The 25,901-nt window shown below is 61.6% G+C and carries 29 protein-coding genes; 21 read left to right on the top strand and 8 right to left on the bottom strand.

Annotated elements, in window-relative coordinates:
* The 5 genes from PMI11_RS13270 to PMI11_RS13250 form a co-directional block, all read left to right on the top strand.
* Positions 1-275: M20/M25/M40 family metallo-hydrolase (locus PMI11_RS13270; RefSeq protein WP_007817706.1), on the top strand; the 275-nt coding region annotated here is incomplete at its 5' end.
* Positions 272-1,438, top strand: coding sequence for a M20 aminoacylase family protein (locus PMI11_RS13265; protein ID WP_037071268.1), 1,167 nt, complete (start codon positions 272-274; stop codon positions 1,436-1,438). The genes PMI11_RS13270 and PMI11_RS13265, both read left to right, overlap by 4 nt.
* A gap of 142 nt (positions 1,439-1,580) precedes the next feature.
* The gene (locus tag PMI11_RS13260; protein WP_007817703.1) at positions 1,581-3,089 is read left to right on the top strand and encodes an ATPase domain-containing protein; all 1,509 of its coding nucleotides are present in this window, start codon (positions 1,581-1,583) and stop codon (positions 3,087-3,089) included.
* Complete coding sequence (locus PMI11_RS13255; RefSeq protein ID WP_007817699.1) at positions 3,055-5,130, top strand: hybrid sensor histidine kinase/response regulator; 2,076 nt, start codon at positions 3,055-3,057, stop codon at positions 5,128-5,130. The genes PMI11_RS13260 and PMI11_RS13255 overlap by 35 nt, the downstream gene beginning before the upstream one ends.
* A gap of 136 nt (positions 5,131-5,266) precedes the next feature.
* Complete coding sequence (locus tag PMI11_RS13250) at positions 5,267-6,256, top strand: SDR family oxidoreductase (RefSeq protein WP_007817696.1); 990 nt, start codon at positions 5,267-5,269, stop codon at positions 6,254-6,256.
* Between the two features lie 148 nt (positions 6,257-6,404).
* Here PMI11_RS13250 and PMI11_RS13245 read toward each other — a convergent pair whose 3' ends face one another.
* Positions 6,405-7,277 (bottom strand): LysR family transcriptional regulator, encoded by an 873-nt coding sequence (locus tag PMI11_RS13245; RefSeq protein ID WP_007817694.1) that lies wholly within the window; start codon positions 7,275-7,277, stop codon positions 6,405-6,407.
* A gap of 155 nt (positions 7,278-7,432) precedes the next feature.
* On the opposite strand from PMI11_RS13245, the gene PMI11_RS13240 reads away from it, so the two are divergent.
* The 4 genes from PMI11_RS13240 (at position 7,433) to PMI11_RS13225 (ending at position 10,866) form a co-directional block, all read left to right on the top strand.
* Entirely contained in the window at positions 7,433-7,585 is a 153-nt protein-coding gene (locus PMI11_RS13240) for a DUF1127 domain-containing protein (RefSeq protein ID WP_244430567.1), read from the top strand.
* A 94-nt stretch (positions 7,586-7,679) separates the two neighbouring features.
* Positions 7,680-8,153 (top strand): VOC family protein, encoded by a 474-nt coding sequence (locus PMI11_RS13235; protein WP_007817690.1) that lies wholly within the window; start codon positions 7,680-7,682, stop codon positions 8,151-8,153.
* Positions 8,154-8,446: 293 nt separating this feature from the next.
* Positions 8,447-8,866 carry a GFA family protein gene (locus tag PMI11_RS13230; protein ID WP_007817688.1) on the top strand — a complete coding sequence of 140 codons (420 nt, stop codon included), beginning with the start codon at positions 8,447-8,449 and terminating at the stop codon, positions 8,864-8,866.
* 134 nt (positions 8,867-9,000) lie between these two features.
* The gene (locus PMI11_RS13225; RefSeq protein WP_007817686.1) at positions 9,001-10,866 is read left to right on the top strand and encodes an ABC transporter ATP-binding protein; all 1,866 of its coding nucleotides are present in this window, start codon (positions 9,001-9,003) and stop codon (positions 10,864-10,866) included.
* Positions 10,867-10,948: 82 nt separating this feature from the next.
* Here PMI11_RS13225 and PMI11_RS13220 read toward each other — a convergent pair whose 3' ends face one another.
* Positions 10,949-11,296 carry a winged helix-turn-helix transcriptional regulator gene (locus tag PMI11_RS13220; RefSeq protein ID WP_007817684.1) on the bottom strand — a complete coding sequence of 116 codons (348 nt, stop codon included), beginning with the start codon at positions 11,294-11,296 and terminating at the stop codon, positions 10,949-10,951.
* Between the two features lie 124 nt (positions 11,297-11,420).
* On the opposite strand from PMI11_RS13220, the gene PMI11_RS13215 reads away from it, so the two are divergent.
* Entirely contained in the window at positions 11,421-12,056 is a 636-nt protein-coding gene (locus tag PMI11_RS13215; RefSeq protein WP_007817683.1) for a glutathione binding-like protein, read from the top strand.
* Here PMI11_RS13215 and PMI11_RS13210 read toward each other — a convergent pair.
* Entirely contained in the window at positions 12,053-12,841 is a 789-nt protein-coding gene (locus PMI11_RS13210) for a class I SAM-dependent methyltransferase (protein ID WP_037071277.1), read from the bottom strand. The genes PMI11_RS13215 and PMI11_RS13210 overlap by 4 nt on opposite strands.
* Before the next feature lie 114 nt (positions 12,842-12,955).
* Here PMI11_RS13210 and PMI11_RS13205 point away from each other — a divergent pair, with 114 nt between their 5' ends.
* Genes PMI11_RS13205 through PMI11_RS13195 form a run of 3 tightly spaced genes read left to right on the top strand, consistent with a single transcriptional unit; the run spans position 12,956 to position 15,914 of the window.
* Complete coding sequence (locus PMI11_RS13205) at positions 12,956-14,092, top strand: ABC transporter substrate-binding protein (RefSeq protein ID WP_007817679.1); 1,137 nt, start codon at positions 12,956-12,958, stop codon at positions 14,090-14,092.
* Between the two features lie 5 nt (positions 14,093-14,097).
* On the top strand, positions 14,098-15,168 hold the full coding sequence (locus tag PMI11_RS13200) for a FecCD family ABC transporter permease (protein WP_007817677.1): 1,071 nt from the start codon (positions 14,098-14,100) through the stop codon (positions 15,166-15,168).
* Positions 15,162-15,914, top strand: coding sequence for an ABC transporter ATP-binding protein (locus tag PMI11_RS13195; protein ID WP_007817674.1), 753 nt, complete (start codon positions 15,162-15,164; stop codon positions 15,912-15,914). The genes PMI11_RS13200 and PMI11_RS13195 overlap by 7 nt, the downstream gene beginning before the upstream one ends.
* Before the next feature lie 141 nt (positions 15,915-16,055).
* On the opposite strand, the gene PMI11_RS13190 is transcribed toward PMI11_RS13195, so the two are convergent.
* From PMI11_RS13190 to phnF, 3 genes are all read right to left on the bottom strand, one after another.
* Positions 16,056-16,832 (bottom strand): hypothetical protein, encoded by a 777-nt coding sequence (locus tag PMI11_RS13190; RefSeq protein WP_007817671.1) that lies wholly within the window; start codon positions 16,830-16,832, stop codon positions 16,056-16,058.
* Between the two features lie 84 nt (positions 16,833-16,916).
* Positions 16,917-18,230 carry an epoxide hydrolase family protein gene (locus PMI11_RS13185; protein ID WP_007817669.1) on the bottom strand — a complete coding sequence of 438 codons (1,314 nt, stop codon included), beginning with the start codon at positions 18,228-18,230 and terminating at the stop codon, positions 16,917-16,919.
* 129 nt (positions 18,231-18,359) lie between these two features.
* A complete protein-coding gene (gene phnF / locus PMI11_RS13180; RefSeq protein ID WP_007817667.1) occupies positions 18,360-19,097 on the bottom strand; it encodes a phosphonate metabolism transcriptional regulator PhnF in 738 nt (245 codons plus the stop codon).
* 92 nt (positions 19,098-19,189) lie between these two features.
* Between phnF and PMI11_RS13175 the strand changes: the two genes are divergently transcribed.
* The gene (locus tag PMI11_RS13175) at positions 19,190-20,029 is read left to right on the top strand and encodes an alpha-D-ribose 1-methylphosphonate 5-phosphate C-P-lyase PhnJ (RefSeq protein WP_007817664.1); all 840 of its coding nucleotides are present in this window, start codon (positions 19,190-19,192) and stop codon (positions 20,027-20,029) included.
* Positions 20,026-20,766, top strand: coding sequence for a carbon-nitrogen hydrolase family protein (locus tag PMI11_RS13170; RefSeq protein WP_007817661.1), 741 nt, complete (start codon positions 20,026-20,028; stop codon positions 20,764-20,766). Before PMI11_RS13175 ends, PMI11_RS13170 begins: the two co-directional genes overlap by 4 nt.
* Before the next feature lie 163 nt (positions 20,767-20,929).
* Here PMI11_RS13170 and PMI11_RS13165 read toward each other — a convergent pair whose 3' ends face one another.
* Positions 20,930-21,277, bottom strand: coding sequence for a hypothetical protein (locus PMI11_RS13165; protein WP_007817659.1), 348 nt, complete (start codon positions 21,275-21,277; stop codon positions 20,930-20,932).
* A gap of 32 nt (positions 21,278-21,309) precedes the next feature.
* Positions 21,310-21,642: a low molecular weight protein tyrosine phosphatase family protein gene (locus PMI11_RS13160; RefSeq protein ID WP_007817657.1), complete on the bottom strand. Its 333-nt coding sequence runs from the start codon at positions 21,640-21,642 to the stop codon at positions 21,310-21,312.
* A 235-nt stretch (positions 21,643-21,877) separates the two neighbouring features.
* Here PMI11_RS13160 and PMI11_RS13155 point away from each other — a divergent pair, with 235 nt between their 5' ends.
* From PMI11_RS13155 to PMI11_RS13130, 6 genes are all read left to right on the top strand, one after another.
* Positions 21,878-22,192, top strand: a complete 315-nt coding sequence (locus tag PMI11_RS13155) for a BufA1 family periplasmic bufferin-type metallophore (protein WP_007817656.1) — start codon at positions 21,878-21,880, stop codon at positions 22,190-22,192.
* Positions 22,193-22,234: 42 nt separating this feature from the next.
* The gene (locus PMI11_RS13150; protein WP_007817654.1) at positions 22,235-23,161 is read left to right on the top strand and encodes an MNIO family bufferin maturase; all 927 of its coding nucleotides are present in this window, start codon (positions 22,235-22,237) and stop codon (positions 23,159-23,161) included.
* The gene (locus tag PMI11_RS13145; protein ID WP_007817652.1) at positions 23,148-23,978 is read left to right on the top strand and encodes an HvfC/BufC N-terminal domain-containing protein; all 831 of its coding nucleotides are present in this window, start codon (positions 23,148-23,150) and stop codon (positions 23,976-23,978) included. Before PMI11_RS13150 ends, PMI11_RS13145 begins: the two co-directional genes overlap by 14 nt.
* The gene (locus tag PMI11_RS13140; RefSeq protein ID WP_037071273.1) at positions 23,971-24,489 is read left to right on the top strand and encodes a DoxX family protein; all 519 of its coding nucleotides are present in this window, start codon (positions 23,971-23,973) and stop codon (positions 24,487-24,489) included. The genes PMI11_RS13145 and PMI11_RS13140 overlap by 8 nt, the downstream gene beginning before the upstream one ends.
* 211 nt (positions 24,490-24,700) lie before the next feature.
* A complete protein-coding gene (locus PMI11_RS13135) occupies positions 24,701-25,267 on the top strand; it encodes a sigma-70 family RNA polymerase sigma factor (protein ID WP_007817648.1) in 567 nt (188 codons plus the stop codon).
* The gene (locus PMI11_RS13130; protein WP_007817647.1) at positions 25,254-25,889 is read left to right on the top strand and encodes an NrsF family protein; all 636 of its coding nucleotides are present in this window, start codon (positions 25,254-25,256) and stop codon (positions 25,887-25,889) included. Before PMI11_RS13135 ends, PMI11_RS13130 begins: the two co-directional genes overlap by 14 nt.
* Positions 25,890-25,901 lie beyond the last annotated feature (12 nt).

Raw genomic sequence — 25,901 nt, 5'->3', positions numbered from 1 at the left:
GGCTCGCCCGCTTCGAGCCGGTCAAATTCGACGAACAGATCGTCGCCGCGGTCGAGGACGCCGCAAGAGCCCGCGCCCTGCCGTGCAAGCGCATGACCTCCGGCGCCGGCCACGATGCCCAGATGATCGCCCGCATCGCGCCATCAGCCATGATCTTCGTGCCGAGCAAGGGCGGCATCAGCCATAATCCGAAGGAATTCACCTCTCATGACGATCTCATCGCAGGCGCCAACATCCTGCTCGATGTCGTCAGCACACTTGCGCAGGAGGAATAGCGATGGATCTCGATCAATTGGTCGCGGACATGCGCGCCTGGAGACGCCACCTCCATGCCCACCCGGAATTTGGCTTCGAGGAAAAGCAGACCTCCGCCTTCGTCGCTGAAAAGCTCCGTGAATTCGGCCTCGATGATGTCGCGGAAGGCATCGGCGGCACGGGCGTCGTCGGCACACTGAAACGCGGCAACGGGAACCGCTCGATTGCACTGAGAGCCGATATGGACGCCCTGCGCATTCCGGAGCAGGCCGACCGGCCCTATGCCTCGCGCAACCCGGGCATCATGCACGCCTGCGGCCATGACGGCCACACCGCCATGCTGCTCGGTGCGGCCAGAATGCTCGCCAAAGACGGCGGTTTCGACGGCACTGTGCGCTTCATCTTTCAGCCCGCCGAGGAATGGGGCAAGGGCGCGCTGGCGATGATCGAGGACGGCATTTTCGAGCGCTTCCCCTTCGATGAGATCTACGGCATCCACAACCTGCCGGGCCTTCCCGTCGGTCATTTCCAGACGCGTCCCGGTGCCTTCATGTCGGCGGAGGATAATTTCGAGATCGTGCTCAAGGGCACCGGCGGCCATGCCGCCCGCCCGCATGCGACGAACGAGGTGCTGGTCGCCGCCTGCGCGCTGGTCGTGAACCTGCAGACCATCGTTTCCCGCCGCCTCGACCCAACCGATATCGGCGTCGTCTCCGTCACCGAACTCCTGACCGACGGCACCCGCAACGCCCTCCCTGGCATCGCCCGCATTCTCGGCGATGCCAGAAGTTTCCACCCCGACGTCAGCGCCGAAATAGAAAGGCAGATGCGCATCATCGCCGAAGGCACCGCACTGACCTACAATCTCTCGGCCGAAGTCACCTACACAAGGGAATTCATCCCCCTGTTGAACGACCCTGCCCTTACCGAAGAGGCCTTCGCGGCGGCCCGCGACATCTTCGAGCCCGGCAGCATCGAGCTCCGAAAGGAACCGATGACGGCATCGGAGGATTTCGCCCGTTTCCTCGATGTCGTTCCCGGCTGCTTCGTCTTCCTCGGCAATGGCGAGGCCTCCGCGCCGCTCCACAATCCGACCTTCGATTTCAACGATGACGGGCTCCTTTACGGCGCAAAATTCCACGCCGGCATCGTCCGCCGGCGCTTGCCGCAAAGCGGCGCCTGACCGGCGGCTCCAAGCCTTTCCGCCGTCGACGCCGCCGGCGCGGTTACCGATCGGGACGAATCCCGTTTCGCAAATCAACGTCATCAGCAGTCTTGCTCCTTGAGCCTCCTGCCCTAACTCCTTGGCTGATATAGGAGACGGCATGGACCAAGTTTTGAGCAAGAAGGCGGAGACCGGAATCGAAGGACTGGACGATGTATTATTCGGCGGGTTTACACGTCGTCATGTATTCCTGCTGGAAGGCTCGCCCGGCACCGGAAAAACAACCATCGCCTTGCAGTTTTTACTTGAAGGCGCTGATCTCGGTGAGAGCTGCCTTTACATAAGTCTTTCCGAAACCGAGGAAGAGTTGCGCGACAGCGCCGCCTCGCATGGAATGGAACTCGGCGACGGCATAAAAATCTTCGAACTCGTGCCGCCCGAAAGCCTGCTCGACGCCGATCAGCAGCAGAGCCTCCTCTATTCGTCAGACCTGGAGCTCGGCGAGACCACCAAGCTGATCTTCGAGGCCTTCGAGCGCATAAAGCCGCAGAGGGTCGTCATCGACAGCCTCTCGGAAATCAGGCTTCTCGCCCAAAGCTCCCTGCGTTATCGCCGGCAGATCCTGGCGCTGAAGCATTTCTTCGCCCGGTCGGATGCCACAGTCCTGCTCCTCGACGACATGACGTCAGATAATCTCGACAAGACCGTTCACAGTGTCGTTCATGGCGTGATCCATCTCGAACAGCTTGCACCCGATTACGGCTCGGAGCGTCGGCGGCTGCGGGTCATCAAATATCGCGGCCAGTCCTTTCGCGGCGGATACCACGACTTCGTCATCAAGACCGGCGGTGTGGCGGTATTTCCAAGGCTGCGCGCAATCGAGCACAAGACGGGCTTCGAGCGAACGACCCTCTCGAGCGGTATCAAGGAATTCGATGATCTCCTGGGCGGCGGGATCGAGCGCGGCTCCAGCACGCTGCTGATCGGTCCGGCAGGTACGGGCAAGAGCCTGTTTACCCTGCAGTTCGTCGATGCGGCGGTCAAGCGCGGCGAAAAGGCGGCTGTTTTTATCTTCGATGAAGAGCTTGGGCTGCTGTTTTCGCGCACGAGATCGATGGGTATCGATCTGGAGAAGATGCACGACGACAGACTGATCCATATCGAGCAACTGGATGCCGCCGAGCTGTCGCCCGGAGAGTTTGCGCAACGTGTCCGGGATCGGGTCGCCAGCTACGACGCCAAGACCGTCGTCATCGACAGTATCAACGGCTATCAGGCATCGATGCCGGAGGAAAACGCGCTCATCCTTCACATGCATGAGCTTCTCCAATATCTGAACCGCCAGGGCGCCAACACCTTCCTCACCGTTGCCCAGCACGGCCTCGTTGGCGACATGAAATCACCGGTCGATGTTACCTATCTCGCCGATAGCGTGGTCCTGCTGCGCTATTTCGAGGCGCTCGGAAAAGTGCGCCGCGCCGTTTCCGTCATCAAGAAACGCACCGGCCGCCACGAAGAGACTATCAGAGAATTCCACATCACCAATGAAGGGCTGACCCTCGGCGAGCCGCTCTCCGGTTTCCAGGGCGTGCTTCGCGGCGTTCCGACATTCATCGGAGAAAGACAGCCGCTTCTTGAAAACTCAGACGAGGACGGCCACCATTCCTAACAGCGATGCCATCGGCCTGATCCACGCTCCAATCGGGCGTGATGCGCAGATTGCAGCTTCGCTCCTGCTGGAAGCGGGCGTACAACCAAAAGCGACGACCGATCTATCCTCCTTGGTCGAAAGCCTTAATGACGACGTCGCCTTTGCTGTCGTCACTGAAGAGGCGTTACGTTCCGCCGATCTGCGCGCCATCTCCGCCTGGATCGAGCAGCAGCCGAGCTGGTCCGATCTGCCTTTCATTATCCTGACAAACAGGGGCGGCGGTCCCGAGCGCAATCCCGCAGCCACCAGGCTGTCAGAGGTCCTTGGCAATGTCAGCTTCGTCGAACGCCCGTTCCACGCAACCACCTTCATCAGCGTTGCCCGCTCTGCAATGCGCGGACGCCGGCGGCAGTACGATGCGCGTTTGCGCATGGAGGCCCTAGATGCAGGCGAGCGCCGGCTTCAGACGGCCCTGGAAGCCGGGCGGCTCGGCGCATGGGAACTCGACCTTGCGTCAGGCGTGCTGACGACCTCGTCGACCTGCAAGGCCATTTTCGGCCGTCGTCCCGAAGACCCGTTTACCTACAAGGATCTGCTAAGCTCCGTTCACCCCGAGGACCGGGAGCGCATGGAGGCGGCAGTGAGCAAGACAGTTGAAACCGGCGCGGATTATTCCATCGAATACCGGACCATCTGGAGCGATGGTTCCGTTCATTGGGCCGAAATCCGGGCGCAGCTCTATAAGGATCGCTCCGGCAAGGCGATCAAGATGGTGGGCGTCTCCGCCGACATCACGGCGCGGCTGAAGGCCGAGGAGCACCAGCGGCAGCTCAATGAAATACTGGAGGAAAAGGTCGCCGAGCGCACGCGCGAGCTGGAGCGGGCGCATGCCGTGGTGATGGCGGAAGTCAGCCAGCGCGAGCGCGCCGAAGAGCAGCTTCGCCAGGCCCAGAAGATGGAGGCGATCGGCCAGCTCACCGGCGGCGTGGCGCACGACTTCAACAATCTGCTGATGGCCGTCCTCGGCAATCTCGAACTGCTGCGCAAATATGTCGGAGACGATATCAGAGCCGCCCGCCTGATCGACGGCGCCCTGCAGGGGGCAAAGCGTGGCGCCTCCCTCACCCAGAGACTGCTGGCCTTCGCGCGGCGACAGGACCTGCGCATCGACCCGGTCGACATGCGCGCCCTGGTGCTCGGCATGGCGGACCTGCTGAAGCGCTCCGTCGGCTCCACAGTCCTGATCGAAACCACCGTTCCCGAGAATCTTCCTCTCGTCTCGGCCGATGCCAACCAGATCGAGCTGGCCCTGCTCAATCTTGCCGTCAACGCCCGCGACGCGATGCCAGACGGAGGCACGATCCGCATCGAGTTGAAGGAGGCGGAGCAGATTGCGCCGACCGATGAGCTTGCCGCCGGCAGCTACGTCGTCCTGACTGTCGCCGACCACGGCTATGGCATGGACAAGGAAACGCTGCAAAAGGCGATCGAGCCATTCTTTTCGACAAAGGAGCTCGGGAAGGGAACTGGCCTCGGGCTCTCCATGATCCATGGTCTGGCCCTGCAGTTGAAGGGCGACCTGAAGCTGGAAAGCATGCCCGGCAAAGGCACGACCGCCGAACTGTGGATCCCCGTCTCCACATCGGCCAGCGTCCATACCGAGCCTGATGACGCGATGCCGGCGGACCCAGACAAGGTCTCGGGCCCGAAGCGCATATTGCTCGTCGACGACGACATCCTGATCGCCATGAGCTCTGCCGATATGCTCACCGATCTCGGCCATGAAGTGGTCGAGGCCCATTCGGGGAAAGAAGCTCTCGAGTGCCTGGGCAGCGGCGCGGACTTCGATCTGATGATCACCGATTACTCCATGCCCGGCATGACGGGCGGAGACCTCGCCAAAGCCGCCCGCACCATAGCCCCCGGCTTGCCGATCCTCATTGCATCGGGATATGCCGAACTCCCGCCCGGGCTAGACCTTGACGTAGCCAAGCTCGGAAAGCCCTACACCCAGGATCAACTGGCTCAGGAGATCGGCAAGCTGATGGTCGCGCCCTGAGCAGGCCCGCAAACCGGTTGCCGATACGCAAATGCCTGCTGCGTCACCATGCCGGCCATTTTGCAGAAGACGGCCCATCGCTTTCGCGCTATGAAGATTATCGATAATCCTGCCCCATCCGACACGGAGATCCCTTATGGCTTTGAAGATCCTTTTCATTGGCGGCACCGGCCAGATTTCCTATCCCTGCGTCGAGCGCGCCGTGGCTCAAGGCCATGATGTCAGCGTGTTTAACCGCGGCCTGAGGGGCGATCCCCTGCCCGCTGGCGTCACTTCCATCGTCGGCGAACTTGGATCATCAGCCTATGCCGATCTCGCCAAGGCCAATTACGACGTCGTCGCCCAGTTCATCACCTTCACGCCGGATCAGATCGCCCGCGATATCGAGATCTTCTCCGGTGATTGCGGCCAGTACATCTTCATCTCGTCGGCCTCGGTCTATGAAAAGCCGGCCCGCCACTACGTGATATCAGAAGAGAAGACACCGGCAATCAATCCCTACTGGCCCTATAGCCAGGCCAAGATCGCCTGCGAGGAACTGCTGAAGAAGGCCGACAAGCTCGCCTGGACGATCGTGCGTCCCAGCCACACCGTCCGTACCGGCCTGCCCATCATGATGGGTGACAGCGACGTGATGGCACGGCGCATGCTGGATGGCGAGCCGACCATCGTCGCCGGCGACGGCCATACGCCTTGGACGCTCACCCGTTCGGTCGATTTCGCCGTGCCCTTCGTCGGCCTGTTCGGCAAGCAGAAGGCGCTGCACGATATCTTCCACATCACCAACGACCACGCCCATATCTGGGATGACATCCAGAAGGCGATCGCCAGGTTGCTCGGCGTCGAGGCGAAGATCGTGCATGTGCCGACAGACACGCTCGTCAAGTACAATCCGGAATGGATCGGCCCGCTGACCGGCGACAAGGCCTGGACTGCGATTTTCGATAATTCCAAGGTCAAGAGTGTTGCCGGCGATTTCACCTGCGCCACAAGCCTGGACGAGATCCTCGCCGAGCCGATCATGCACCTCAAGCAGCGTTTCGCGAAGGGCCGTCCGCCGAAGGGTGATTTCGATGCCCTGATCGACCGTATCTGCGCCGAACAGAGCGCTCTCGGCCAAGCGTAACTCTCCCTGGACCCGGCGCTCGCCAGACACGAGCTTCTGCACCGTGAAGAATGTGCCCTTCACGGTGGTATCGACGCCGAAGTCGAATTCGTCTTCCGACACCGGCTCGAAGGAGCCGGGTTTTGCCGTAGTGACGGCTTAAGCCCCGTTACGTCTCGAGCGCGCGAAGGCACTTCATCACCTCGCGCAGCCCCCGCGTCAGATGTTTGTCGCGCCGGATGACCATGCCGAGCTGGCGCACGAGCGGCGGCTGAACGGGTGACGTCACGAACCGGGCCCGGTCACGCTTCAGGGCAAGCCCCGGAAGTATCGACCATCCGAGCCCCGCGGCGATCAGTTCCTTGATCGCCTCGACGCTGCCGAACTCCATGGTCGGCTGGCTCCTGATGCCGGCGGCCTCGAACCATTCGTCGGTGGCCCGACGCGTATTGCCGCCCTCGTAGAGCATCATGATCTTGTCCTTGAAGAAGTCGGGCGCCGGGCCACCCTCCGGCATCGTGCTGCCCTTCGGCGCCACGGCGACAAGCTCATCCTCGTAGAAGGGCTCGATCTCTATGGAACGGCCAGCCGCCGGCAGCGTCACGACGGCGATATCGAGCGCGTTGGTTTCGAGATCGCGGATCATCTCGTCGGTATTGCCGACACGAACCACGATTTCCAGACCGGGCATGCGTTTCTTGACGGCGGCGATCGCGCGGGGAAGCAGGTGAATCGAGGCGGTGCCGCCGCTGCCGATCCGCACACGCCCCACCGCACCTTGCCTGTAAGGCGCCATCGCCTCCTCGGCCGCCGCGCATTCGCCGAGGATCCGGCGCGCATGGGCCAAGAGCTCGACGCCCGCCGCAGATGGCTGCGCCCGGCGACCAACCCGCTCGATCAGCCGAACCCCCATCCTCTGTTCCAGCAATTTCACCTGCAGGCTGACGGCCGGCTGCGTCAGCCCCGCTCTTTCGGCAGCAGCCGTAAAGCTGCCGAGATCGATGACGCTGACGAAAGCGGAAAGCTGGTCGAGATTCGGCATCAGAAGAATTCCTTATGGATTGCATAAGAACCATAAGCTTCCTTGCAGGCATGCGCCAGTCCATCTTGAGCGTCCAAGACGAGTGCTGGAGAGGCCTGATGACGACTGACGTGGAAATATCGAGAACTCCAGATCGCGCCCCGACCGGTGGCGTCATGCGCCGCTGCCTGATGGGCATCCGCCTTTACCTGAACAAGCGCCGCGAGAGGCTGACGCTCTCCTGCCTGTCCGACGACGAACTCCGCGATATCGGCCTCACCCCATCAGAGGCGAGGACGGAGGTCAACAAATCATGGTTCTGGGGATAGCAGCCACAATTTTAAAATGGCGCGCTTGGACTGGAGAAAACCGCTTTCTCCCTTATGTCACTGCCATCAGGGGAAAACACCAAAGGACCGCGCGATGCACAAGAACACGATCTGTGTCTGGTACGACAAGCACGCCGAAGAGGCCGCCCGCTTTTACGCCGGGATCTTTCCGGATAGCAAAGTCGGCGCCGTCCACCGCGCCCCCGGCGATTATCCCGCCGGTCAGCAGGGAGACGTGCTGGTCGTGGAATTCACGGTTGCCGGCATTCCCTGCATCGGCCTGAATGGCGGCCCCTCGATCAAGCATAGCGAGGCCTTTTCCTTTCAGATCTCGACGGAAAATCAGGAAGAGACCGACCGCTACTGGAACGCCATTGTCGGCAATGGTGGCCAGGAAAGCGAATGCGGCTGGTGCAAGGATAAATGGGGCGTCTCCTGGCAGATCACCCCGCGCGCCCTGATGGAAGCGATGCAGGCAGGCGGAGCCGAGGCAAAGCGCGCTTTCGACGCTATGATGACCATGCGCAAGATCGACGTCGCGGCAATAGAGGCAGCTCGGCGCGGCTGAGACAGCAGGTCCTGCAATTGCAGATCACGATGCCAGGGCGGCCGACTGATCTGATCCCTCGAACAAAAGCCGGGCCTGTTCCACGGGCATCGGCTTTCCGAGTTGAAATCGCTTCGAACACGGCCTGTTATCGGCGTGTTCGGCTTGATCTCTCGCTTACGGCACTTCCGGAAAGGTACCGCCGCTGATGGCACTGCCATCATTTCAAGGTGAGCGAATTCAGCTCGACGCCCGGGCATCTTCCATAAAATCCCGAAATCTTCCCCCAACCTCGCGAAAACAGGAGCCTCCCGATGGCCAATGCCCAATGCAGCTGCGGCGCGCTCAGACTGGCACTGCCGGAGAAACCAAATGTGGTGATCGCCTGTCACTGCATTGAATGCCAGAGACGAACAGGCGCCCCCTTCGGCGCCGGTGCCTTCTACCCGGCCGAAGCCGTCACCGTGTCCGGTTTCGGCAAGCAGTACACCCGCGATGCCGTAAGCGGCGGAAAGGTGCATTCCTATTTCTGCCCGAACTGCGGTTCATCGGTCTACTGGAAGGCCGACAACCTGCCGTCCATGATCGGCGTCGCCCTGGGGGCCATATCAGACATCAGCCAACTCCCGGCTCCGGCCAAATCGATCTTCGAACAGTCCAAACACCATTGGACGCAGATCGACGCTGCCGGTGAGCACTTCCAGCAAGGCAGCGTTGCGCGGCCGTCGAGTTGATACTTCGCTCTGCGATCTCAAGATTTCCAAAATTTCTAATTGAGATTGCAGCCGGAAGATGATTCCATGCCACCTGCGTCGCCTGATACGCCCGCCCTCTTCCCGATGCTGCACCTGAGAGGCTTAAGTCGATCATGTCGATTTCAGATGCGATCTACCGTCCGTTCGAAACGCTGATCCGGCCGCTCGATATCCCCTACCGTCCGCTGCCGTCAAAGGGGCCGGTGACGGTGCTGCTGCACTTCATCTCGATGTTTCGTGGCATCCTGATCGCGCTCGCCCTCTGCACCATGGCGATCGAGGCCATGAATCTGACGATCGTCTGGGGCCTGTCGGTTGTCGTCGATGGCGTCACGCAGCAGGGTGCCTCGGCTTTCCTGCGCAATGACCGGCCGCTGCTGATCTTGCTCGGCCTGATGCTCTTCCCTGCCATCCCTATTGCCTCCTTCCTCGTCAACACGCTGAATTCGCATACGCTCGGCATCGGCATGCCGGCTGCCATTCAGTGGCAGGGCCATAGAGCGGTGGAGCGGCAGGATCTCGCCTTCTTCCACGATCTCTATGCCGGCCAGGTCGCCTCGCGCCTGCAGCAGGTGGCCTCCGCCGTCCAGCAGCAGGTTATATCGGCCTTCCAGTCCATCCCGCGCTTCATCATGCAGATGGTCGGCTCCGTCATCCTTCTGAGCGCACTGTCCTGGCAGCTAGCGCTGCCGACCATCGTATGGATCACGCTCAATGTGCTGCTTGCAGTCAGGTTGGCACCTGTCTTCACTGAACGGGCACGCCGCTCCGCCAAGCGCCGCAGCCTGATTTCCGGCGCCATTACCGATCTCTACGCCAATATGCAGATGGTGAAACAATTCGCCGCCGAAGACAGCGAGGCGGGCGCTATCCGAGGCATCATCGGCAAGGCGATCAAGGCCCAACAAAGCGAACAGCGCATCTATCGGACCGCGGAGGTTATCGTCGTCGTCTTCAACATGATGCACTGGCTGGCCATCCTGTCGATCGGCTTTACCGGGCTCGTTGATGGCTTCGTCACGATCGGCGAATTCACTGCCGCCGTTTATGTTCTCAACCGGCTATCCGGTCACACATTTACATTCCTGCAAATGGGCCAGCAGATTTTCCAGGCGATCGGCACGATCAAGGACGCCATGCCGGTCATGACGACACCGCCGACCATCACCGACCGGCCGGATGCGCAGGACCTTGTCGTCCCGAACGGCGAAATCCGCTTCGACGACGTTCGTTTCGCCTACAAATCCGGCAAGCCCGTCATCGACAACCTGTCATTGACCGTCCGTCCCGGCGAAAAAGTCGGCCTCGTCGGCCTCTCAGGCGCCGGCAAGACGACGCTCGCCAACCTGCTCCTGCGCTTCTACGACATCAAAGACGGCACGATCCGCATCGATGGGCAGGATATCCGCTCGGTCACCCAGTCGAGCCTGCGCCGCGCCATCGGCGTCATCGCCCAGGACGTGGCGCTGCTGCACCGCTCGGTCGGCGACAACATCCGCTACGGCCGCCCGGAGGCCACGCAGGAGGAGATCGAGAGCGTCGCGAAGATGGCGAGCGCCGATATCTTCATCGCCGACCTCGCCGACAGCGAGGGCCGCAAGGGCTACGAGGCCTATGTCGGCGACCGCGGCATCAAGCTCTCAGGCGGCCAGCGCCAGCGCGTGGCGATCGCCCGCGTACTCCTCAAGAACGCACCGATCCTGGTGCTCGACGAGGCCACCTCGGCCCTCGACAGCGAATCCGAAGCCGCCATCCAGGAGCGGCTGAACCTCGTGATGGAAGGCAAAACCGTCATCGCCATCGCCCACCGGCTGTCGACCATATCGAGCATGGACCGCATCGTCGTACTCGACCATGGTCGGATCGTCGAGGAAGGCCGGCCGGAGCATCTGATCGAAGGCGACGGGCTGTTTGCCCGCCTGTGGAGGCGCCAGACGGGTGGTTTTATTCCGGAGGAGATCGAGGAGGCTGCGGACTAGCTGTTAGCACCAGGAGGTTGCCTTTGGGCAACGAGCCCCCTTTCCGACGCCGTGACTTGTCGACCATAAACTCGGACCAATCTCAGGGATCAACCCGGTCTGTACCCATCGCGTCCTCCCGCTCCAGCAGCCACTTCCCAAATTCCTGCATAACCTTCACCACAGGAACGAGCCGCTTGCCATCCTCGGTCAGCCGATACTCGACCGTCACAGGAACCGTCGGAAACACCGTACGCTTGATCAGCCCCGCATCTTCCAGCGCCCGCAGATCCAGCGTCAGCATGCGCTGCGATATACCCGGCACGCAGCGGCGCAACTCGTTGAAGCGCCGCGGCCCGTCGAGCAGGAAATAGACGATCAGCAACCGCCAACGGCCACCGAGCAGCCGCATCGACTCCTCGACGGTGCAGTTGGTGACGCTTTCCTTCATGTGGGTTTCTCCCGGTATAAAATATGTACCTACACCACAATATAATGCCTTCTTCAAAAAATATCCTACCCTTCTAGATTGGCCGCGAACCAGAATCCCGGTGGACATCGAAAAGGGAAAAACCATGAAATTATACTATCTTCCGGCCGCCTGCCCGCTCTCGCCGCACATCGTCCTCAACGAGCTCGGCATCGATGCCGAACTCATTGCGGTCGACAACAAGAAGCACACATTCGGCGCGGGTGAAGACTTCGAGGCGGTCAACCCGCTCGGCTATGTCCCTGCGCTCGAACTTGAAGATGGCGTCATCCTCACTGAGGGTCCGGCGATCATTCAGTACCTCGCCGATCTGAAACCGGAACTCGGCCTGGCGCCGGCCAATGGCACGATGGAGCGCTACAGGCTGCAGCAATGTCTGAACTTCCTGTTTTCGGAAATCCACAAGGGCTTCATTCCCCTGCTCTATGCGCGGCTTGCCGGCCCTTATGTCGAGACGGCGAAACCGAAGCTCGAAAAGCGCTATGCCCATATCGACGCCGAGCTTGCCACCCGCCCCTATATTGCCGGCGGGACCTTCACCGTTGCCGATGCCTATCTCTTCGCCCTCACTGGCTGGGGACAAGCACCGTGGCTCGCCTCCTACTACCGGGCAGACATTCACTTCGACGGCCTGTTGAACCTGCAGGCCTGGTACGAGCGGGTGCAATCCCGCCCCTCCATTCAAAAGGCGCTTCGGGCCGAAGGGCTCATGAAGGCTTAAGCGAGCGGCTTCGTCGCACAGATCGCGAAACGGTCCTGCACCATGCGCTCCAGCCCACGCAGGAAAGGCATCTTGCGTGCCTGTGCCCAGTGAATGTCAGAGAGCCTGCGGTCGACGATGATATTGTCGAAGCCCGCCTGGCGCAGCAGTTCGACGATCGCTTCGGCCGGCATCTGCTTGGAGAAATAGACGCGCGAACGGATGGCCTGGTGACGGGCCATCATCTCCGGCTTCATGTGGCTGACAGGCGCCTTGCCGGTCAGCTTCGTCCAGACTTTCTGCAGGCTTTTGACCCAGGTCTCCTTGCCCATGTTGCCGTCGACGATCAGCACCTTGCCGCCGGGCTTCAGCACGGAAAACCATTCGCGGAAGGCCGAGGGCGGATCGACCAGCGTCCAGACGAGATGGCGGTTGGTGATCACATCGTAGCTGTCCTTCGCCTCCATCGTGTTTTCCGCATCGCCCGAGACGAAGCGGATATCGGTGCCGCGCTTCTTCGCCTTGGCGCGCGCCTGCGCCAGCATCGCATCCGACCAGTCGAGCCCCGTCACATTGAAGCCCGCCCCATGCATGAGATGGGAAATGACCGCTGTGCCGCACGCAAGGTCGAGGGCCGCCCGCCCCTGCCCCTCGCCGAGATGCTTGCGGATCAGCCGCTGCCAACCGGCGCGCTCAGCTTCGGAAAAGATTTCGTGGCCGACACTCTCGTCGAACGTCGCCGCTCTTTCCGACCAGAAGTCCCGGATTTCATCGCGAATAGAGTAATTTGTGTTCATCGTGTTCATCATCTGCACTCCGGCCCGGCACTACTTTGGAAAAGCTCTAAAACATAAAACTTGATTCCAAAAGTCAATTTTTCTATGCCTCGGGACATTACCAAGGACGGGGAGAGTTTCCAGATGAATTTTATGAAATTGCTTGCGCTATCCGCAGTTGCAGTTGCGGGCCTGCTGCCACTTTCGGCCTTTGCCGATCCCTTCACCATCAAGGATGTGGCGGGCCGCGAAGTCACCTTCGACAAGCCGGTCGAGCGCGTGATTCTCGGTGAAGGCCGCATGCTCTATGCCGTCGCCCCGATCGAGAAGGACGATCCTTTCGCCAAGATCGTCGGTTGGCGCAATGATCTCTGGACGACCGACAAAGATGGCTTCAACGCCTATGTCGAGAAGTTCCCTAGGGGTAAGGACCTGCCCTTCCTCGGCAACCTGACGGATGGCACGCTGCAGACCGAGACGGTCGTGGCCCTCCACCCCGATGTCATGCTGCTGCCGATCGGCAACAAGAAGGCCGCCGACGAGGTGAAGCTCGAGGACATGCTGAACAAGATCGGCGTGAAGATCGTCTACATCGATTTCCGCGAGCATATCCTCGACAACACCGAGCCGAGTCTGAAAATCCTCGGCAAGATCTTCGGCCATGAGGATCGCGCCGAAGCCGTCGCCGCCTATTGGAAAGAGCAGATGGCGCGCGTCACCGACAAGCTGAAGGAAGCCAACCCTGGGAAGCCAAACGTCTTCATGTACCGCGCTGCCGGCCTCGTCGAATGCTGCGGCACCTTCGGCCCCGACAATTTCGGCCTGATGGTGGATTGGGCCGGCGGCCACAATCTCGGCTCCGATTTCCTGCCCGGCTATACCGGCTCGATCAATGCCGAACAGGTCGTCGCTTCCAATCCTGACGTCGTCGTCGTCACCGGCTCGAACTGGAGCCAGACCAAGGACGCCAAGGATTACGTCAATGTCGGTCCGGCCGCTGCCGCCACCATTGACGACAGCCGCAAGGCGCTGGATGCACTCGTGCAGAACCCGGCCTTCACCGGCTCCAAGGCGGTTGCCGATGGCAATGTCCACGCGATCTGGCACCAGTTCTACACGAGCCCCTACCAGTTCGTCGCCGTGCAGCAGATGGCCAAGTGGTTCCACCCGGACCTCTTTGCCGATCTCGACCCGGATGCGACGTTCAAGGAATTCCACGAGAAGTTCCTGCCTGTCGCCTATCAGCCGGGTTACTGGGTCGACGCCAAGGCCGGAAAGTAAGGCCAATGGCAGAGATCGCCGCCGTGCCGATCGAAACAGAAGCAGGTGGGGCGCGTTATCGCGCCCTCACCCGCCGCAAGCTGATGATCCTTTTTGCCATGACGGCAGCGCTCTGCCTGTCCTTCGCCATCGATCTCGCCTGGGGGCCGGCTCGCTACGGCCTCGATGAGGTCGTGACCGCCCTCCTCTATCCCGACTCCGTCTCGGCGCAGATCCGCGCCGTCGTCTGGGATATCCGCATGCCGGTCGCCGTCATGGCGATCGTCGTCGGCGCCTCGCTCTCGGTTGCCGGCGCGCAGATGCAGACGATCCTCGCCAATCCGCTGGCAAGCCCGTTCACGCTTGGCATTTCCGCTGCCGCAAGCTTCGGCGCGGCCCTTGCCATCGTCACCAGCGTGCCGATTCTGCCGGTTGCCGCCGGCCTGCTGGTACCGGTCAATGCCTTCATCATGGCGCTCGTCGCGACACTCTTCATCCATTTCATCTCGCAGGCGCGCGGCGTGTCTGTACAGACGGTCGTGCTGCTCGGCATCGCGCTGGTCTTCACCTTCAACGCGGCCCTCGCCTTCCTGCAATATCTCGCCTCCGAACAGGCGCTCTCGGCCGTCGTCTTCTGGACCATGGGCAGCCTGACCAAGGCCACCTGGCCGAAGATCTGGATCACGCTTGCCGTATTGCTGATTTCCCTGCCGCTCTTTGCCCGCCACGCCTGGGCGCTGACCGCGATCCGCCTCGGCGAGGACAAGGCGGCGAGCTTCGGCGTCAATGTGCGCCGCATCCGGCTGGAGACGATGCTCATCGTCTCGCTGCTGGCGGCCGTGCCCGTCAGCTTCGTCGGCACGATCGGCTTCGTCGGCCTCGTCGGCCCGCATATCGCCCGCATGATCCTCGGCGAAGACCAGCGCTTCTTCCTGCCGGGCTCGGTCCTCTCGGGTGCACTGCTGCTCTCGCTCACCTCCGTCGTTTCGAAGTCGATCATCCCCGGCGTCGTCTTCCCGATCGGCATCATCACCGCGCTGGTCGGCGTGCCTTTCTTCTTCTCGCTCATCCTCTCGAACAGGAGCCGCTTATGGTAGCGCTTCAGCTACAATCGGTCGGCGCCTATCACGGCCGCAAGCTCTTCGTCGAAAACGTGACCACGCCGAAACTGACGGCCGGCGAACTCGTTGCCGTGATCGGCCCGAATGCCGCGGGCAAATCGACGCTCTTCAAGCGCATCACCGGCCTCCTGAAAGGTCCGGGAAACGTGCTGGTCGAGGGAGCAAGGACCAGGAACGCCATCAGCTACATGCCGCAGGATACTTCGGCCAATGCCGTGCTGACGGTCTATGAATCGATCCTGCTTGCCCGCAAGCAGGGCCAGTCCTGGGGCGTCAGCGATCAGGATCTCAGGCTCATCGACGACGTCATGAAGGCGCTGAACATCGAGGCGATCGCCTTCCGCGATCTCGGCGTCTTGTCAGGCGGCCAGCGCCAGCTCGTCTCCATCGCCCAGGCGCTGGTGCGCGAGCCGGAGATCATGCTGATGGACGAGCCGACCAGCGCGCTCGATCTTCATCGCCAGGTGGAAGTGCTCGATTTCATGCAGCGCCAGGCCCGCAAACGCGGCATGATCGTGCTGATCGCCATCCACGACCTGAACCAGGCGCTGCGCTTCGCAGACAAGGTACTGATCATCCAGAACGGCCGCATGCGCGCCTGCGGCAAGCCGCGCGATGTCGTCACCGTCGACATGCTGCGCGAGGTCTACAAGATCCATGCCCGCATCGAGAAATGCTCCAGGGATCATGACCACATCATCGTCGACGGCACCGCGCATTAAGGCATGTCGCGCAAAAGTGTGAAGCGGCCTTTAGATAATCCGATGCTTGAACAAAAACCTTAAAGCGGCAGAGATGATTCCGTTTTCCTTCCGCCGCTCTAAGGGGGCGCCGGAAACCCGGCATGCCCATGTTTCAGACCATTATCGACCGCGCGGCAACGTCTGCTCCTGCCGCATGCCGTCCACGTCCTGAGCCTGGCGAAGCTCGCGCTCTGCGCGCTCCGTGGATTCCTCCACCGTGCGGTGATGTCCGGTCGGCATGATGTCGTCACGCAGTTCCTGATCGAGCGGTGCCTCGTCATTGAGATCATAGGCACGAACGCGCGGGGAATTCGGATCGAGCCGGCGGGTATGACGTCCGATCGGTGTGGCCGGGCCGGCCATACCGGCCGCACCGGCTGCAAAGACGTCATCCTGCACAGCACTTGCCTGCCGGGCACGCTCGGCATCATCAGCTTCACGAGCCCGGCTTGCATCATATTTCGAGGCTGCGAGAGCCTCGTTCGACTTGCTGATATTCCAGCCCTCTGCGCGCCAGATGTCCGCACGTTCGTCCATGTCGACGGAGCCTTCGTCGTCGAGAATGTCGTAAGCGATACCGTAGGTCGCCTCGTCGACCTCGACAGAGATCAGAAAGCCGCCACGGCGCAGGCCTTCGGCATAGACCGACCGGTCTTCATCCGGAAACAGCCAGTCCTCCAGCTTCGACCAGAAACCGCCACGGTCGTCGCCGGCAACGCCGGCCTTGTCGCCATCCGCTTCATATCCCCGCATCATTCTGACACCAGTGATACCCAGGTTCTTCAGCCGGTCGATCGCCCTGTCGGCATCGTCACGACTGTCGAAGAAAGCGGTCAGCGTACTGTGGCCCCCGCCGCCTGAGAATTCGGGGCCGCTATCATTATGGAGATTACTCATTGGGATTCTTCCTCCAGGTCTTTCCTCTTCGCAAACGGGCGAAAAAGCTCGATGTTCCCACGCGCTCGCGGAAATGCGATCTGCCTATGAGCGCAATGTCCTGAATCCGGCTCGGACCTCCTGGGCGAAGAGTTCCGGCTCCTCCCAAGCTGCGAAATGCCCGCCTTTTGCAGCCACATTGTAATAGATCAACTGCGGATAGGCTCTGCCGAGCCAGTGCCGCGGCGGGCGGTAAACCTCGCCGGGAAAGACCGTGACCGCGACCGGAACCTTGACCGGCTCCAGCTTTGCGCCGGCCGCGACATTCTCCCAGTAGATACGCCCGCTCGAAGGCCCGGTGTTGGTGAGCCAGTAAAGCGTGATATTGTCGAGAATGGCCTGGCTGCCGAGCGCCTGTTCAGGATCTCCGCGGGTAAACACCCAGTCGGCGATCTTGTCATAGAGCCAGGCCGCAAGCCCCACGGGAGAATCCGCAAGTCCATAGCCGATCGTTTCCGGCCGGGTTCCCATGATCGCGGCATAACCGAAGCCATTGGCGAGGAAATCCCGGGCTTCCATGAAAATCACCTTCTCCTCCGGTGACAGGCCGTCGGGCGCCGGCGCCCCGCTCATCAGCGCCTGAGCGGCGTCAGGCGGAAAGGTGGTGGCGCGCTCGACCCTGTTGACGTGGATGCCAAGCAGCCCCTCCGGCGCCTGCCGCCCCAGCGCATCGCTGATGATCGCGCCCCAGTCGCCGCCCTGCGAGACATAGCTGGTATAGCCGAGGCGTTTCATCAACGTGTCCCAGGCGGCCGCGATGCGTTGCGGGTTCCAGCCCTTTTCCGTGGGCTTGCCGGAGAAGCCGAAGCCGGGGATCGACGGGATCACCAGATGGAAGGCATCGCCAGCCATGCCGCCATGCGCGGTCGGGTCGGTCAGCGGGCCGATCACGTCTATGAGCTCGAATATCGACCCCGGCCAGCCATGCGTCATGATCAGCGGCAGAGCATTCTCGTGGCGCGAGCGGACATGGATGAAATGGATGTCGATGCCGTCGATCCCGGTCACGAATTGCGGAAAGGCGTTCAGCCGCTCTTCAGCTTTGCGCCAGTCATAGGAAGACTGCCACTCATCGACCAGCGCCTTCAGCCTTTCCGGCTGCACACCCTGCGAGCGGTCACGTACCGTCTCTCCGTCGGGCCACCGGGTGGCGGCAAGCCGACGCCGGAGATCGGCAAGCGCCGCCTCGGGAATATCGGCCCGGAACGGCCGGACCTCGCCAGCAGGAGCCTCTGCATCGACAGGATCGGCCGCAGCTACAGGCGACGAAAGTATCGCCGTCAGCCCGGCTGCCGTGCCTGTCAGCAACAGCGAACGCCGCGACATCTGCAGTCTCTCGATCGATTGCTCTTTTCCCATGACACGCATCCTTTCCAGCGGAAGGTTCGCAGGCTCATCCGAGCCGCCGATATCATGCGCCTGAAATGCCCACGAAGCGACTATCAGGCCTCGTCCGGCCCGGCGCGACGTGGAAAGAACATGCAGCCTTCAGATAAGCAGTTCCACCCGATCCCCAGGAAAGCGGGTAATAAGAAACTGGATCGGCCGTCCTTCCGCGTCCACATCGATGCCCTCCGCTCTCAAGAGCACCGCGCCGGGCGACAACCCCAGCTGGATAATCTCTTCGGCCTCGGCATGCCTGATAGTGATGCGGGTCGAATGGCGGGTGTAAGTCTCCACGCCGAAGCCCTGCAAAGCCGCCGTGATCGACAGGCGCGCGGCATAGGCCTCCGCGATACCGTCAAATCTCTCCCGCGCAAACCAGTGCGTGCTGCGTGAGAACGGCGCCTCATCCACGAAAGCCATCGTCTCCATCCGGATGACTGGCGCTCCGGGTTTGATGTCGAGACCCTTGGCGACCTCGGACGATGCCTGCTCTTGCGCCTGCGACATCAGTGCCCCACGCACCTGCCGGTCTTGTCCATCAACCCCTTCGGAAAACCGCGTTCGCGGTCCGATGCGGTAAAACACCCGCCGCGCATCCTGCACGAAAACACCGCGCCCCTGCTCCGCGCGGATGACGCCCTCCTGTGCCAGCATCGCCAGCGCCCGGCGCACCGTATGCCGGTTTGCCGAAAAGCGTTCGGCAAGCTTCGCCTCCGTCGGCAGCCGTTCCCCGCGCGCCAGCCGCGCGCCGACGATATCCAGCCGTATTTCATCGGCGATCCGCCGCCACAGCGCGACCCCCGCCAGCTTGGATTTCTGTTTTTTGTCACCAACCGTCATCGTAGTTTAATATCCATATATTATTCAAATACTTATAACGGTATTTATCTATTAAACTATACAAGTTACAAGCTGATGAAGGGCCAACATCCATGAACTCGAACGAGCTCTACAATTTCGGCTATCTCGACGAGCAGACGAAAAGGATGGTCCGCCGCGCCATCCTGAAGGCGATCGCCATTCCCGGCTACCAGGTGCCCTTTGCGTCGAGGGAAATGCCGATGCCTTACGGCTGGGGAACGGGCGGCGTACAGTTGACCGCCTCCATCATCGGCCCCGATGACGTGCTGAAGGTCATCGACCAGGGCGCCGACGACACGACGAACGCCGTCTCCATCCGCAGCTTCTTCGCCAAGGTCGCCGAAGTCGAAACCACGACGCATCTCTCTGAAGCCTCGATCATCCAGACCCGTCACCGCATCCCCGAACAGCCGCTGAGGGAGGATCAGATCCTTGTCTATCAGGTACCGATCCCCGAACCGCTGCAGCGTTTCGAGCCGAAGGAGACCGAAACGCGGAAGATGCATGCCAATGCCGATTACGGGCTGATGCATGTCAAGCTCTACGAGGATGTCACCCGGCACGGCAGGATCACCATCAACCGCGATTACCCCGTCATGGTCGAAGGCCGCTACCTCATGTCGCCGACCCCGATCCCGACCTTCGACAATCCCCGCCTGCACAGGATGCCGGCCCTGCAGCTTTTCGGCTCCGGCACGCAGAAACGGATTTACGCCATCCCGCCCTACTCGCAGGTGGAAAGTATCGATTTCGAGGATCACCCGTTTCGGATTCAGGAGTTTTCGGAGCCATGCGCGCTTTGCGGCAAGACCGGCGTCTACCTCGACGAGATGATCATGGATAACAGCGGCGGGCGGATGTTCGTCTGTTCGGATACGGATAATTGTGAGAACAATCGGAATCCTGCATGAAAACCGTCCGCATCGCTGCCGCCCAAACTCCTGAATACCGCGAGGATGTCGAGGCAGCACTGACATGCGCGCTCGAGGTGATCCGTCAGGCCGAAGCCGAGGGCGCACGGCTCCTCTGCTTTCCCGAAGGGTTTCTGCAGGGCTATCTGACAGAGCCGGAGGCGGCACGGCGCGCCGCGATGGGTCTCGCATCGCCGATGTTCAAAGCCGTGACGAACCGGCTTGCTGCTGCCGGCCCCATGATTGTGATGGGCATGATCGAGTCCGAAGGCGAAGCGCTGTTCAACACCGCCGTCGTCATCGAAAAGGGCAAGCTGATCGGCCGATATCGCAAGGCGCATCTGCTCAAGGGAGAACGGTTCTTCCAGCCAGGCACCGAGGCGCCCGTCTTCACGGTCGATGGCCTGCGGTTCGGCATCAATATTTGCTACGATACCGGTTTCCCCGAGGCCGCCCGCAAGGTCGCACTCACAGGCGCATCCCTCCTCGTCTGCTGCGCCAACAACATGATGCCCCGCGCCAATGCCGAGAAATTCCGGGACGTACACAATGCCGCCAGAGGCGAGCGCTGCCGGGAAACCAGCCTGTGGCTCATCTCCGCCGACGTGACGGGAGAACGCGAGGGACGCATCGGCTGGGGGCCGACGGCGGTGTTGAACCCCGCGGGAGACGTGGTAGCGCAGTTGCCTCTGGAAGCTCCCGGGTTGCTGGTGTTCGATATCGAAAGTGAGCCGTGATGCTTGCCGACGGGTCTGGCCATTCACGGCACGCGATGTCAATGCTGGCTATATCTGATCGACACAGCCCAGGCGACAAGGTCGTCTTCTTCGCTGTGCAGCCGTTTCATCAACCGCTGCACCGGCCAGCAGGTCGCTCCATTTCCAAACTTCAGCGCCACATTCACTTCACCATTGGGGTCGCCGTCATCGGTGACCCAGTCCCCACCAAGCTCCCGGCGCAATAGCAGCCGAGCGCGAAAAGCCTTACACCCAGATTCTCCGACAGCAGGCCACCTGGCAGAGGCTGCCCGCCAACCGTCTGATCCCGAAAAAACCTTTCGAGCTCTGCAATGCTATCGGGCGCAAAATTGGCATCATATCCGGAGCTCAGCAGCGCCTTCGCGATCCATTCGGCGCCTATGTCAATATCGTCCTTCAGGCTGGAACGCTTGGCCTGCAATGTTTTCTGATGATTGAAAAAGCGGAGGAGAAAAGCGGTAAATCCACCGAACGTGAAACGTGTTGGCAAACATATCCCCGGGATTCGAACTACATTTCGCTTCACAGATACCTGAGAACCTTGCGTTCCAACAGGTTGACCAGCACTGGGTCCATGAATTCGTAGTCGTCGGGAATGTCGAGGCAGATAATGCGCTTGCCGTTCAGCGACTTGCGGAATTTGCGGGTGAGTTTGCTGCGATGCGCCTTCTCCATCACGAAGATGATGTCGGCCCACTCCACTTGTTCCGCATCGAGTGGATTGCAGGCGTCGTTATTCGTTCCTGCCGACGACACTTCGATGTCCTCGCGCGCGGAAAACACCTGCTCGGCGGTTGGGCTTCGCAGCTTGTTCTGGCTGCACACGAACAGCACGTTTCGAGATTTGATCGACATATCGGAGCCTGTCCGCAAAGGGATCGAACGGATGATTGCACCAGCATAAGCACCATCCTCGCCCCGGCAAAGCAGATTACGTCGCCGGGATACCGCAGGAAAGGCCGCCTCCCCGCGCCCCCAAGACCGCATCACGCCTTCGTTACCACCCCGCCTGTAACAACCCGCCCTCCCGTTGCGAATACCCCGACGTGCCCCGCTGAAACAGGGGCGTTTCAAGCAACGGAGACTACCAATGTTGAAGACTTCCATCAGCACCGCCCTTCTTGCCGGCGCAATCACGTCAGCTCTTGCCACGATGGCAAGCGCCGCCCCGCTGACCAAGGCTGAGGCCGCTGCTGCAACCGCGGCCCACAAGGAGAAGTGCTACGGCGTTGCGCTGAAGGGCCAGAATGATTGCGCTGCCGGTCCAGGCACGACATGCCAGGGCACCTCGGTCAAGGATTTCCAGGGCAATTCGTGGAAATTCGTCCAGGGCGGCACCTGCGCCTCGCTCGATATTCCGGGCGGCCGTCATGGCGCGCTGAAGCCGCTGACGCGCGACATCTAAGCCGTCGGAAACAGACGAAGATCAAGGAAAGCGGAGGCGAACATGGCAAACGTCAGCATGACGAACAACCTTCCCATGGAGACGGAAAGCACCCTCCGCTTTCCGACATTTTCACTTGCCGGCCAGGCCGGTACCAGCTTCAAGCCGGAGCATCTTGCAGCAATCTCAGCCGTATCAGGCCCGCAGGGTTTCTTCGAAGTTCATGCCGAGAATTACATGGGCGCCGGCGGCCCGCCGCATCGCGCGCTCGAAAGGGTGCGCCGCGACCACCCGATTTCACTGCATGGCGTCTGCATGTCGCTCGGCGGCCCGCAGCCGCTCAACAAGGATCACCTCAAGCGGTTCAAAAACCTCGTCGACCGCTACGAACCAGCGCTGGTGTCTGAGCATCTTGCCTGGTCGACGCATGCCGATACCTATCTGAACGACCTGCTGCCGCTGCCCTATACGGCCACAACGCTTGCCCATGTCTGCGATCATGTCGATCAGATGCAGAACGCCATCGGCCGGCCGATCCTGCTCGAAAACCCGTCCACCTACGTACTCTTTGCGGAATCCTCCATGAGCGAGACGGATTTCATCCGCGAGATATCCAGGCGCACCGGCTGCGGCCTGCTGCTCGACATCAACAATGTCTTCGTCTCCGCCACCAATCACGGCTTTTCAGCATTGGAATACCTCCGCGATTTTCCGCTGTCTGGTGTCGGCGAGATCCACCTCGCCGGCCATGCCGAACAGGAGGATGACGAAGGCGAACTGCTTCTGATCGATAGCCATGACGGGCCAGTCGCCGATGCCGTCTGGCAGCTCTATGAAATTGTCATTGCCCGCTGTGGACCGATCCCGACCCTGATCGAATGGGACAGCAAGATCCCCGATTGGTCGGTACTGCGCGCCGAGGCGCTGGCCGCACAGGCGATCCTTGATCGGCACGCCAGAGACCGGGAGACCTTCCATGCCCTCGGCTGATATCCTGCCCATGCGCCGACCCGCGCCTGACTTCGCGGGACAGTTTTCCGCAGCCCTGCTTGCCCCCGATGCGCCAGCCCCTGACCTGGTGACAGGTCCGCGCGGCAAGCGGGCGGAGAAGCGCTACAATGTCTACCGCAACAATGTCACCGTCAGCCTGATCGCCGCATTGTCGTCGATCTTCCCGGCAGTCGAACGCATCACCGGGCCGGATTTCTTCCGCGCAATGGCTCGCTTCCATGTGCGCGAAACGCCGCCCACCTCGCCGCTGCTCTTCGAATACGGCCGGGATTTCCCCGATTTCATCGGCCGCTACGAACATGCGCAGGACATGCCCTGGCTGTCGGATGTGGCACGTATCGAGCGCGCCTGGCTGGATGCCTATCACGCCGCCGATGCGCCAGCGCTCAAGCCCGAAGCGCTTGCGGCCGTACCGCCGGAAGAGCTAGGCGGCGTGACGTTCCAGCCCCATCCCTCAACGCGGGTGATTTCATCAGTCCACCCGGCTGTCACCATCTTCGCCATGAACCGCGGCGCCGGGCCGGTCGGCCGCGTCGAGAACCGGCCCGAGGAAGGTTTGATCACGCGCATCGACGATGAGGTCACGGTTCGCCACCTGCCGCCGGGCGGAGCCGCCTTCCTCGGCGCGCTGCTCTCAGGCGAATGCCTTGCGGCAGCCGTCGCGGCGGGGCTCGAGGCGGAGCCGGCCTTCGATCTCTCCGGCATGATCGGCGAGATGATCGCAGCCCATACCTTTTCCACTATCAGGGCCTTCTCCCATGTCGAAATGGAGATTTTCAATGTCGAACATGCTTGATTCCCTACCTCGCAACAGGCCTCCCCACGGCGCTCTCTCCCCGCTGGCGCGGCTTGTGGCGACGGCTGACGGACTTGTCCGTGCCGTCGCCCAACCGGATGTCGTCCAGGCCGTCATCCGCGTGGCACTCGCCGTTCCCTTCTGGCGCTCGGGCATCCTGAAATGGGATGGCTTCCTGCAGCTGAACGATACGGCAATCGATCTCTTCACCCAGGAATTCATGCTGCATCTGCCGGGTGGGCCATACCCCTTCCCCATGCCTGCCGTCATGGCTTTCCTGTCCGGCTGCGGTGAGATCATCTTCCCGACGCTGCTCATCCTCGGCCTCGCCACCCGCTTTGCCGGCCTCGGTCTGCTGTTCATGACCTGCATCGTGGAGCTGACCGTTCCCGATGGCTGGCCCATCCACATCACCTGGGCGGCGATGGCGCTTGCCATCATGCGCTACGGCCCGGGCCGCCTGTCGCTCGACCATCTGATCGCGCGGATCTCAGGCGCTGCCAACAGCTAGAATTCACCACAGCAGCGATCCACATAAACACCCGCCCGGCTCCTCATCGCGCCGGGCGGCTTTTGTGCTTTGTTGCCGCACTACTCTTGCCGTTTGCCCGCCGATGCGCTCAATAGGCACCGACGCCGGCTCTGCCTCACGTGCCGCGTCATCAAAATTTTCAGGATGACGGTAACAAACACGTGGCCCCGTGCGTAGAGGTGAGTGGCGGATGAAATATTCGGCCCGCGAAGAGGAATGGGCGGCCTGGATGCGCGCGGCAATCGCCGGCGACGCAACGGCCTATGACCGTTTCCTGAAGGCCGTGACACCCTATCTGCGTTCGATTGCGCGCAGGCGCTGCGACCAGTTCGGTGCCCCGCCGAGCGAGGTGGAAGACGTGGTGCAGGAAGTTCTGCTGGCAGTGCACCTGAAGCGCGGGACCTGGGATGTTTCCCGACCCATCGGTCCGTGGCTCTCGACAATCGTGCGTAACAAGCTGATCGACAGCCTGCGCCGGCGTGGTCGCCATGTCAGCGTGCCGATCGAGGATGTGATGGAAACGCTCGAAGCCGACCACCAGGATGATGGCGCCGACCGCATCGATGTCGACCGCATGCTGGAAGGCTTGCGCGACCCGCAGCGCGAAATCGTGCGGTCGATCTCGCTCGGCGGCGCCGGCATCCGCGAAACGGCCGAGCGGCTACAGATGACGGAAGGCGCCGTGCGAGTGGCGCTGCACAGGGCGCTCAAAGGATTGGCGGCCCTCTATCGGAGCAACACGCGTGAAAACGGATGACCTGATCAACATGCTGGCAAAGGATGCGCGCGTCCGCATCCGCTTTGGCCGCGTCTTCATGATCGCACTGGTCATCGGCGTGGTGATTTCAGCCGCACTTCTTATCTCCACCATCGGCATACGCAGAAACATGGCCGAGATGATCGAGACGCCGCGTGTCCTCTTCAAGCTCGGCACCACCCTGCTGATCGCCGTAACCGCCACCCGCCTCGCCTTCCGGATCGGCAAACCAGGCGTCTCGCTGCGCTCGGCGGCCCTGACACTCATCCTGCCGCTAGCGGTTCTGATCGCCGGCATGGTGACCGAACTCCTCGTCGTGCCGCAGGCGGACTGGGCAAGCAGCATGGAGGGGCGTTTCTCCGCCTTCTGCCTGTTCTACGTCCCGACCCTTTCGATCGCACCGCTTGCCGCCATCCTTTATTCGGTCCGCCAGGGCGCCCCTGAAAATCCGGGCACGGCGGGTGCGGTGGCAGGTCTTGCCGCCGGCGGCATTGCGGCCGCCATCTATGCCTGGCACTGCCCCGACGACAGCCCGCTGTTTCTGGCGACATGGTATTCGATCGGCATCCTGGTGGCGACGGCAGCCGGATTCCTGCTGGGCCGAAAAATCCTCCGCTGGTAGCGACGCATGACG

Origin of the sequence: Rhizobium sp. CF142, assembly GCF_000281145.1 — a bacterium.
In the GTDB taxonomy this organism is placed as follows: domain Bacteria; phylum Pseudomonadota; class Alphaproteobacteria; order Rhizobiales; family Rhizobiaceae; genus Rhizobium.
The sequence above is the reverse complement of the archived record's forward strand: the minus strand, read 5'-3'. Positions and strand labels throughout refer to the sequence as shown.

What these genes read in the sequence shown, in the direction of transcription:
- PMI11_RS13260 (WP_007817703.1), top strand. Translation starts at nt 1,581, where the DNA reads ATGGACCAAGTTTTGAGCAAGAAGGCGGAGACCGGAATCGAAGGACTG.
- PMI11_RS13250 (WP_007817696.1), top strand. Translation starts at nt 5,267, where the DNA reads ATGGCTTTGAAGATCCTTTTCATTGGCGGCACCGGCCAGATTTCCTAT.
- PMI11_RS13245 (WP_007817694.1), bottom strand. Translation starts at nt 7,277, where the DNA reads ATGCCGAATCTCGACCAGCTTTCCGCTTTCGTCAGCGTCATCGATCTC.
- PMI11_RS13240 (WP_244430567.1), top strand. Translation starts at nt 7,433, where the DNA reads ATGCGCCGCTGCCTGATGGGCATCCGCCTTTACCTGAACAAGCGCCGC.
- PMI11_RS13235 (WP_007817690.1), top strand. Translation starts at nt 7,680, where the DNA reads ATGCACAAGAACACGATCTGTGTCTGGTACGACAAGCACGCCGAAGAG.
- PMI11_RS13230 (WP_007817688.1), top strand. Translation starts at nt 8,447, where the DNA reads ATGGCCAATGCCCAATGCAGCTGCGGCGCGCTCAGACTGGCACTGCCG.
- PMI11_RS13225 (WP_007817686.1), top strand. Translation starts at nt 9,001, where the DNA reads ATGTCGATTTCAGATGCGATCTACCGTCCGTTCGAAACGCTGATCCGG.
- PMI11_RS13220 (WP_007817684.1), bottom strand. Translation starts at nt 11,296, where the DNA reads ATGAAGGAAAGCGTCACCAACTGCACCGTCGAGGAGTCGATGCGGCTG.
- PMI11_RS13215 (WP_007817683.1), top strand. Translation starts at nt 11,421, where the DNA reads ATGAAATTATACTATCTTCCGGCCGCCTGCCCGCTCTCGCCGCACATC.
- PMI11_RS13210 (WP_037071277.1), bottom strand. Translation starts at nt 12,841, where the DNA reads ATGAACACGATGAACACAAATTACTCTATTCGCGATGAAATCCGGGAC.
- PMI11_RS13205 (WP_007817679.1), top strand. Translation starts at nt 12,956, where the DNA reads ATGAATTTTATGAAATTGCTTGCGCTATCCGCAGTTGCAGTTGCGGGC.
- PMI11_RS13200 (WP_007817677.1), top strand. Translation starts at nt 14,098, where the DNA reads ATGGCAGAGATCGCCGCCGTGCCGATCGAAACAGAAGCAGGTGGGGCG.
- PMI11_RS13195 (WP_007817674.1), top strand. Translation starts at nt 15,162, where the DNA reads ATGGTAGCGCTTCAGCTACAATCGGTCGGCGCCTATCACGGCCGCAAG.
- PMI11_RS13190 (WP_007817671.1), bottom strand. Translation starts at nt 16,832, where the DNA reads ATGAGTAATCTCCATAATGATAGCGGCCCCGAATTCTCAGGCGGCGGG.
- PMI11_RS13185 (WP_007817669.1), bottom strand. Translation starts at nt 18,230, where the DNA reads ATGGGAAAAGAGCAATCGATCGAGAGACTGCAGATGTCGCGGCGTTCG.
- phnF (WP_007817667.1), bottom strand. Translation starts at nt 19,097, where the DNA reads ATGACGGTTGGTGACAAAAAACAGAAATCCAAGCTGGCGGGGGTCGCG.
- PMI11_RS13175 (WP_007817664.1), top strand. Translation starts at nt 19,190, where the DNA reads ATGAACTCGAACGAGCTCTACAATTTCGGCTATCTCGACGAGCAGACG.
- PMI11_RS13170 (WP_007817661.1), top strand. Translation starts at nt 20,026, where the DNA reads ATGAAAACCGTCCGCATCGCTGCCGCCCAAACTCCTGAATACCGCGAG.
- PMI11_RS13160 (WP_007817657.1), bottom strand. Translation starts at nt 21,642, where the DNA reads ATGTCGATCAAATCTCGAAACGTGCTGTTCGTGTGCAGCCAGAACAAG.
- PMI11_RS13155 (WP_007817656.1), top strand. Translation starts at nt 21,878, where the DNA reads ATGTTGAAGACTTCCATCAGCACCGCCCTTCTTGCCGGCGCAATCACG.
- PMI11_RS13150 (WP_007817654.1), top strand. Translation starts at nt 22,235, where the DNA reads ATGGCAAACGTCAGCATGACGAACAACCTTCCCATGGAGACGGAAAGC.
- PMI11_RS13145 (WP_007817652.1), top strand. Translation starts at nt 23,148, where the DNA reads ATGCCCTCGGCTGATATCCTGCCCATGCGCCGACCCGCGCCTGACTTC.
- PMI11_RS13140 (WP_037071273.1), top strand. Translation starts at nt 23,971, where the DNA reads ATGCTTGATTCCCTACCTCGCAACAGGCCTCCCCACGGCGCTCTCTCC.
- PMI11_RS13135 (WP_007817648.1), top strand. Translation starts at nt 24,701, where the DNA reads ATGAAATATTCGGCCCGCGAAGAGGAATGGGCGGCCTGGATGCGCGCG.